The sequence below is a fragment of the uncultured Gimesia sp. genome, from assembly GCF_937919775.1.
GTDB lineage: Bacteria > Planctomycetota > Planctomycetia > Planctomycetales > Planctomycetaceae > Gimesia.
The window spans coordinates 1-7,398 of sequence record NZ_CALFPF010000788.1 but is presented as its reverse complement, the minus strand read 5'-3'; the positions used below and the strand labels follow the sequence as shown (position 1 = coordinate 7,398).

Genomic DNA, 7,398 nt, shown 5'->3' with positions numbered 1-7,398 from the left:
CAAATTCCTCACCTGAAATATAAGAATTTCTGCTAAATTATCCAGAGGAAGATATTACAAATCCCCCAGACTTGGCACATTGGTTGCATTTCAGTATGAGTGAGCCTCTGAATTGTTCGAAGTTTTGGTTGGATATGGTCGCAATAACGCCATTGACCATATTTTTCAAAGTAAATAAACTTCGGAAAGAGAAGAACTTACAGAAATAAAATGGAATCTGGTCAGGAATGATCTGTGGGCGGTACGCGCTCTGGCAATCCTGGGACAGGCCGTTGTTACTGCCAGTATGACAGTCAACATGGTCTGGGCCAGAAGTAATATTGAAGACTATTTTTCGAGAATTCGAGTTCAGGTTAAAAAATGGAATTCCTAGACAAACTGGGTGAATGGCTGGCAGTAGTAACGACATGGTTCGAACGCTTTCTGACAGGTTTGTTCGGATCATCGAATGAGCGGCAGATTCGAAAGCTGGGTTTTGTCAGAAGCAAGGAAGGCCGGGATGAAATCGTTCCCGGTTCGATGCTGGCAGAAATTGACAGTTTCGAACCCGAGTTAATGAAGCTGTCAGATGCCGAGCTGAAACAGACGGCGTCCAAGCTACGCGCGCGCCTGGATGCGGGGGAAACGCTGGATGACATTTTGACTTACGCCTTTGCAGCGGTACGCGAGTCTGCGCGGCGTAATTTGAGTATGCGGCATTACGCCGTACAGATGATCGGGGGCTATTTCCTGCATAAAGGGATGATTGCTGAAATGGTGACCGGGGAAGGAAAAACGCTGGTTTCCTCCTTGCCTGCGTTTCTGAATGCCTTGTCGGGTAAAGTTCATATTGTGACGGTCAACGATTATCTGGCACTCCGTGATATGGAGTGGATGGGGCCGATTCATATTGAACTGGGTCTGACGGTGGGAGCAATCCAGTCCCGGATGGGACCTGAAGAACGGCAGAAGCACTACGGCTGCGATATCACCTACGGAACGAATAACGAATTTGGTTTCGATTATCTGCGCGATAATATGAAACCTGTGAAAGAGCTGCAGGTACAGGGGCCGCTGAATTACGCCATCGTCGATGAAATTGATAACATTCTGATCGATGAAGCCAGAACACCGTTGATTATTTCCGGACCGGCTCAGGACGACCTGACAAAATATTCCAAGGCGAATTCGGTTTCACTCAAGCTGACGCCGGGAGTCGATTTTGAAGTCAAGGAAAAAGAACATACCTGCCATCTGACGGATGCGGGCGTGAAACATGCGGAAGAACTGGCCGGTGTCGAAAGTTTTTATACAGCGGGCAATATGGAGTGGCCGCATTTAATCGATAATTCACTCAAGGCGCATCATCTTTATAAACGTGATGTGAACTATGTGGTTCAGCAGGGCGAAGTGATTATCGTCGACGATCACACCGGCCGATTGATGCCGGGGCGTCAGTGGGGCGATGGTCTGCATCAGGCTGTGGAAGCCAAAGAGGGTGTTCGGATTAAGGAAGAATCGCAGACGCTGGCGACGATAACGCTACAGAACTTCTTTAAGCTGTATGACAAGCTTGCCGGGATGACCGGTACTGCGATGACCGAAGCGGAAGAATTCTGGAAAATCTATAAGCTGGATGTGGTCAGTATTCCCACCAACCGTCCAATGCAGCGGATTAATCATCCGGACGTGATTTATCAGACGGAGAAAGAAAAGTGGACGGCGATTGCTGATGAAGTTCGGGAAGTTCACAAGCTGGGTCGTCCGATTCTGGTTGGAACGGTTTCGATCGAGCAGTCGGAAATCGTCAGTCATCGGCTGAGTAAATATGGAATTCCGCATAATGTGCTCAATGCGAAACATCACGAGCGCGAAGCCGAAATCATCGCTCAGGCAGGGCGCAAAGGGGCCGTGACCATCGCCACCAACATGGCAGGCCGCGGTACGGATATCATTCTGGGGGGAAGTGCTGAACACCTGGCCTGGGATGAACTGAGCAAGAAATATGAATCGCGTTTGCAGGTGCCCAAAGCGGAATGGGATCAACTGGTTAAAGAGATTGAAAAACGCGAAGGCATGGATATTGAAGCCGATGAAGTTACCCAGTTGGGGGGCCTGCATGTGATCGGCTCTGAGCGCCACGATTCCCGCCGCATCGATTTGCAGTTACGCGGGCGATCTGGCCGTCAGGGGGACCCGGGTTCCAGCCGCTTCTTCCTCTCGCTGGAAGATAAGCTGATGCGTGTTTTTGCCGGTGAATGGGTTAAAAATATTCTGGCGCGGCTGGGGATGGAAGAGGGAGAAGCTATTGAGAGCGGAATGGTCTCCAAGCGGATCGAGGGAGCCCAGAAAAAAGTCGAAGAACGCCATTTTGAGCAGCGTAAGCATCTGCTCGAATACGACGAAGTGATGGACGAACAACGCAAAAACGTCTACGGGTATCGGCAGAGGATACTGGATGGTTGTAATTGTCGCGATTTGATTCTCGAAATGATCGAACGACAGATTGATGAAGAAGTCGAACGTCTGCTCGACAGTAATTATCGCTGGGATACGATCGCAGCCTGGTGCAGTCAGGAAGCGCATATCGACGTCGAAGCTGATAATGTTCACGATATGACCTACGAGCAACTGGTGGGTTACCTCAAAGATGAGGCTAGTCTGCAGGCAGATGATTTAATTGCCGAACAGATCAACGAAAATCTTCCGGAAGAATATGAAGATGACTGGAACTGGCAGGCACTTTCCAAGTGGGTAAACGCCTATTTCAATCTGAATCTGAATGATCGCGAATTAAGGAAAATCGGCCGCGACGGTTTGCATCAATTCCTGTACGATCACGCGCAGAAAGCCATTGAGCGAATCGATTTTACACCTTTAGAAACATTTCTCGATCCGGCCTGGGGAACACGTTCTCTGGTCGGTTATCTGAGTTATCAGTTTGGTATCGAGGTGGATCCCGAAACATTCAAAGATCTGAATATTCCTGAATCCAAAGCGAAAATCCTCGAAAAAGTCAAAGAGCTCTACCGGGAAAAAGAAGTTACCTTTCCTGTGACCGTCGGGATGTATAATTTCCTGGGGAACCAGCAGGCAGGTAATGAAGCCAACAGCCGCGTTGGTCTGGTGAAATGGGCCAACTCACGATTTCATTCCCAGCTGGACCTGGAAGCACTAAAAGGCAAGCAGATTAGTGAGATCCAGAACATACTCTCCGCTGAAAGTGAAAAAGTCTTTGTGAACGGAGAAATCTCTTCACAAATTGAACAGTTCCTCACCAAAGCACATTCTTCAGAGCAATCTTCTGCCTCCGGAAATGGTGTGCATGCAGGTCATCAGAATCCGGGCTTAGGTGAACTGGTAATGTGGGCCAACCAGGAACTGGAGACGAATTTAACGACAGAAGAACTGGAACCGTTATCCGATGACGCAGTCCGTTCACGTTTGTATCAGGCTTATAATCAGCGGTATCGCCCCGAGCTGAGCCAGGCGGAGCGTTCTCTGATTCTGGAAGTGCTGGATACGTCCTGGAAAGATCATTTGTATTACATGGACCACTTAAGGTCCGGCATTGGTCTGGTCGGTTATGCTCAAAAAGATCCCAAAGTCGAATATCGTCGCGAAGGGATGAAAGCCTTCACTGCCATGTGGGGGCGGATTGGTCAGCAAGTGACGTCGGCCATCTTCCGTCTGGAAAAACAGAGTCCTGATTTTGTCGGTTCTTTGTGGCAGGTGACTGCGACGGTGCATGAGGAAGTGACTGATGATTACAACTACGATGAGCCCGTTGGTGATTCCGGCAGTGCTCCCGAGCCCGATCATCACTCGATCGAGCCTATTGTGAATCAACAGCCTAAAGTCGGCAGAAATGATCTCTGCCCCTGTGGAAGCGGGAAGAAGTTTAAAAAGTGCTGCGGAAAAAATCTGTAGTATTGATCGTTTAAGCGGTAACGAAGCTCAGAACTGCGAGGGGAATGGAATCCCGTGCGTTTATTTTCATACATCTTGAATCTGGCTTACGGCCTGCTGCTGGTGGTCGTTTCACCGGTGATTTTCTATCGGTTATTGATGCTCAAGAAATATCGATCCGGCTGGGATCAGAAATTTCAGGGGAATCTGCCGATTCGGAAAAATGACCGTCCGTGCCTGTGGTTTCACGCGGTAAGTGTCGGCGAAGTACTTCAACTGCCGCCTTTATTGCAGGCACTGGAAGCGAAAATACCCAATGTGGAATTTGTGATTACGACAACCACTCATACCGGGTTTGCGGTTGCCCGAGAGAAATTTCCCCAGCATGAAATTTGTTATTTTCCACTGGATTTTTCCTGGGCCGTGCAGCGTGCACTACAGCGAGTTCAGCCGACGGCGGTGATTCTGGTCGAAATGGAACTCTGGCCTAATTTTGTGCTGGCGGCAGAGAAATTCAAGATTCCCGTTTCCATTATTAATGGCCGCTTGAGTGAAAAGAGTTTTCGTGGTTATTGGCGGATTCGCAAGTTGATCGGCCCGCTGTTGAACCGCCTGCATCTGATTGCCGCTCAGACGGAAACTTACGCCGAACGGTTTCAGAAGTTGAAAGGGAATCGCGAACGAATTCACGTGACGGGTTCCATCAAATTTGACGGGATTGAGGTCGAGAGGAACAATTCGCTCACACGAGAGCTGAAAAATACATTTCAATTGAAAGAATCAGAGACAATTCTGGTGGCAGGGAGCACGCAGTTTCCGGAAGAACGCATCGCTTTGGATGTTTATCTGGAAGCCAGGAAGCGGTTTCCCCAGCTGCGACTGATACTCGTGCCCCGTCATCAGGAGCGGTTTGAAGACGTCGCCGGAATTGTAAAAAATTATGGATTGCCGCTCATTCGCCGCAGTCATCAGCGGCAGGATGCTGCCAAAGCAGTTCTGCCTTTTTCTACCAGTGAAAAACCGTCGATTTGCCTCCTGGATACACTGGGAGAGTTAAAGTCCTGCTGGGGACTGGCTGATTTCGCGTTTGTGGGAGGCAGCCTGACGAAACGCGGCGGACAAAATATGATTGAGCCGGCAGGTTATGGTGCCGCTCTGATGTTTGGTCCAAATACCTGGAACTTTAAAGATGTTGTCGAAGCTTTGATCCAGCATGAGGCGGCGACAGTGGTTCGGGATCAGGCTGAACTGTTTGAGACCCTCACAGGCTGGCTGAAAGACCCTCAAAAAGCAAAGGACCAGGGGGGACGGGCACAGACATTTGTTTTGAATCAACGGGGGGCTACGAATCGGACTGTGGATCTGATTGTCCCTCTGGTTGTGGATTCTGAAGCGATTTGCAGAGAGCGTGCTGCTTAGATTTGCAGAGAATATTTTGCGACTACGTATGAAAACAGGTCGGATCTTTTGAGAAACCTTGTCCAAAACGTTAACCTAGAGGTGAGAAACGCTTGTTGAGTTCCGGTGGGGGCTCTACAATTATGCTCAAATCGTATTGGTTGTCTTGTTTTTCAATGGCGATACAGTCTGTCATACCTAAAGTATGGTGGGTTTAAGTGGCTCAAAAGACGCAATAGTCAGCCCGAGGTCGGGCTCAACACATTTCACGACCACGTTAAATGCAAAAGGGTGGAGTAACGCATGGCTAATTTCTCGTTCACTAGTGAATCGGTCAGTATGGGGCATCCTGACAAAGTATCTGATCAGGTTTCGGATGGTATTCTGGATGCGTTGCTGGCTGGCGATCCTTATTCACGCGTCGCTTGTGAAACTCTGTGTACAACCGATTTTGTTGTACTTGCAGGAGAGATTACGAGTAACGCCCAGGTCGATTATGAGAAAATTGCCCGGGATGTGATTCGGGATATTGGCTACACCAGCAACGATATTGGCTTTAATGCAGATACCTGTGAAGTTCTGGTAAAGCTGCATCAGCAGAGTGCAGATATTGCACAAGGCGTTGATGCGGAAGGGGCGGGAGACCAGGGGCTGATGTTTGGTTATGCCTGCAACCAGACAGAAGAATATATGCCGGTACCGATTGCACTTTCTCATCGAATTTTAAACAGGCTTACTGAAATTCGACAGAATGGCGAAGTCAACTGGTTATTACCCGACAGCAAAAGCCAGGTGACTGTCGATTACGAAGACGGCAAGCCTGTTGGGGTTTCAGCCGTTGTGGTTTCAACGCAGCATACGGACGATGTGACCCAGGAAGAGATCCACCAGTTTATCATTGAAAACGTCATCAAGGATGTGGTTCCGGCCAACTTTTTGAGTGATCAAACAAAATATCATATCAATCCGACCGGTCGGTTTGTGATTGGTGGCCCGCATGGCGATACCGGACTGACAGGACGAAAAATCATTGTCGATACGTATGGCGGCTGGGGACGCCATGGCGGTGGTGCTTTCAGTGGTAAAGATTCCACCAAAGTCGACCGTTCCGCAGCTTATATGGCACGTTACATCGCTAAAAATATTGTAGCTGCGGGGCTGGCTTCTGAATGCGAAGTTCAGCTTTCTTATGCCATCGGTGTTGCTGAGCCAACCAGTATCTACGTTGATACCAAGGGAACTTCAGTCATTCCGGAAGAGAAAATTTCTGAACTGGTCAGAGACCTCTTCCCACTGAACCCACAGGGAATTATCAATCATTTGCAGTTGCGTCGACCGATTTTCAGAAAAACCACCTGGGGCGGACACTTTGGTCGCAATGATCCCGATTTTACCTGGGAAGCGACAGACAAAGCTGCTGAATTGAGAGACGCTGCCGGACTGGGAGCTGAGATTCCTGAACCGCAATTTGCCATTTCCTGAACTCAGGCTGTTGTTTGACTTGTGAAACAACACCTGCCGGGCAGAATGGAGGATGCTCGACATGAAAGAAATAAAGCACTGTCTCAATCCAATCAGGGAGAGATCCAATCAGGGAAAGTCGTCTCGTTTGAGATGGCTTTTCCCTTTTCTTTTCATCAGCATCAATACCCTGATCGCAGGAATGTTGGTGTTGATGCGGGGGACAGGTGTCTTTCAGGTTCAGCAGAGTCTGTTACCCCTCGTGACAATTGGCGGCCTGCTGGCGTGCAGTTCTACTGGCACGCTGCTTTTGATTCGTTATCTAAGGCTGATGAGTCTTTCAGGCGGTCAAAAGAGCCTGTTGACTCTGACGCTGGTTCTGCCGGTGTTGGCAGGCATGTTTGCGATGCTGCCGGCAGGAGGATTGACAGTGATCGGCGGCTTGTCCCTCGGTCTGGTCTATTTTCTGGCTTTTGCAGGGGTTCTGGAGTTGATCCATCGTGAGGGATTAAAATCTCCCGATTCAGAAATAATTCCTTTCCAAAGCCAGAATCATGATGCGTTTTACAATCCTGAGGATCAAAGGCAAGTTTCCGGTGATCAGCTGGCTATACCTGAGGAAACACTGGCTGAAGCAGAGCCGGAAGTGAT

General features: G+C 49.1%; 4 protein-coding genes. All 4 read left to right on the top strand.

Annotation, left to right across the window (positions count from 1 at the left end):
• Positions 1-360: 360 nt before the first annotated feature.
• A complete protein-coding gene (gene secA, locus Q0294_RS22425) occupies positions 361-3,909 on the top strand; it encodes a preprotein translocase subunit SecA (protein ID WP_299469907.1) in 3,549 nt (1,182 codons plus the stop codon).
• 54 nt (positions 3,910-3,963) lie between these two features.
• Positions 3,964-5,307 carry a 3-deoxy-D-manno-octulosonic acid transferase gene (locus tag Q0294_RS22420; RefSeq protein WP_299469905.1) on the top strand — a complete coding sequence of 448 codons (1,344 nt, stop codon included), beginning with the start codon at positions 3,964-3,966 and terminating at the stop codon, positions 5,305-5,307.
• A gap of 282 nt (positions 5,308-5,589) precedes the next feature.
• Positions 5,590-6,768, top strand: a complete 1,179-nt coding sequence (gene metK / locus Q0294_RS22415; protein WP_299469904.1) for a methionine adenosyltransferase — start codon at positions 5,590-5,592, stop codon at positions 6,766-6,768.
• A gap of 193 nt (positions 6,769-6,961) precedes the next feature.
• Positions 6,962-7,398: hypothetical protein (locus Q0294_RS22410; protein ID WP_299469903.1), on the top strand; the 437-nt coding region annotated here is incomplete at its 3' end.

What these genes read in the sequence shown, in the direction of transcription:
- metK (WP_299469904.1), top strand. Translation starts at nt 5,590, where the DNA reads ATGGCTAATTTCTCGTTCACTAGTGAATCGGTCAGTATGGGGCATCCT.
- secA (WP_299469907.1), top strand. Translation starts at nt 361, where the DNA reads ATGGAATTCCTAGACAAACTGGGTGAATGGCTGGCAGTAGTAACGACA.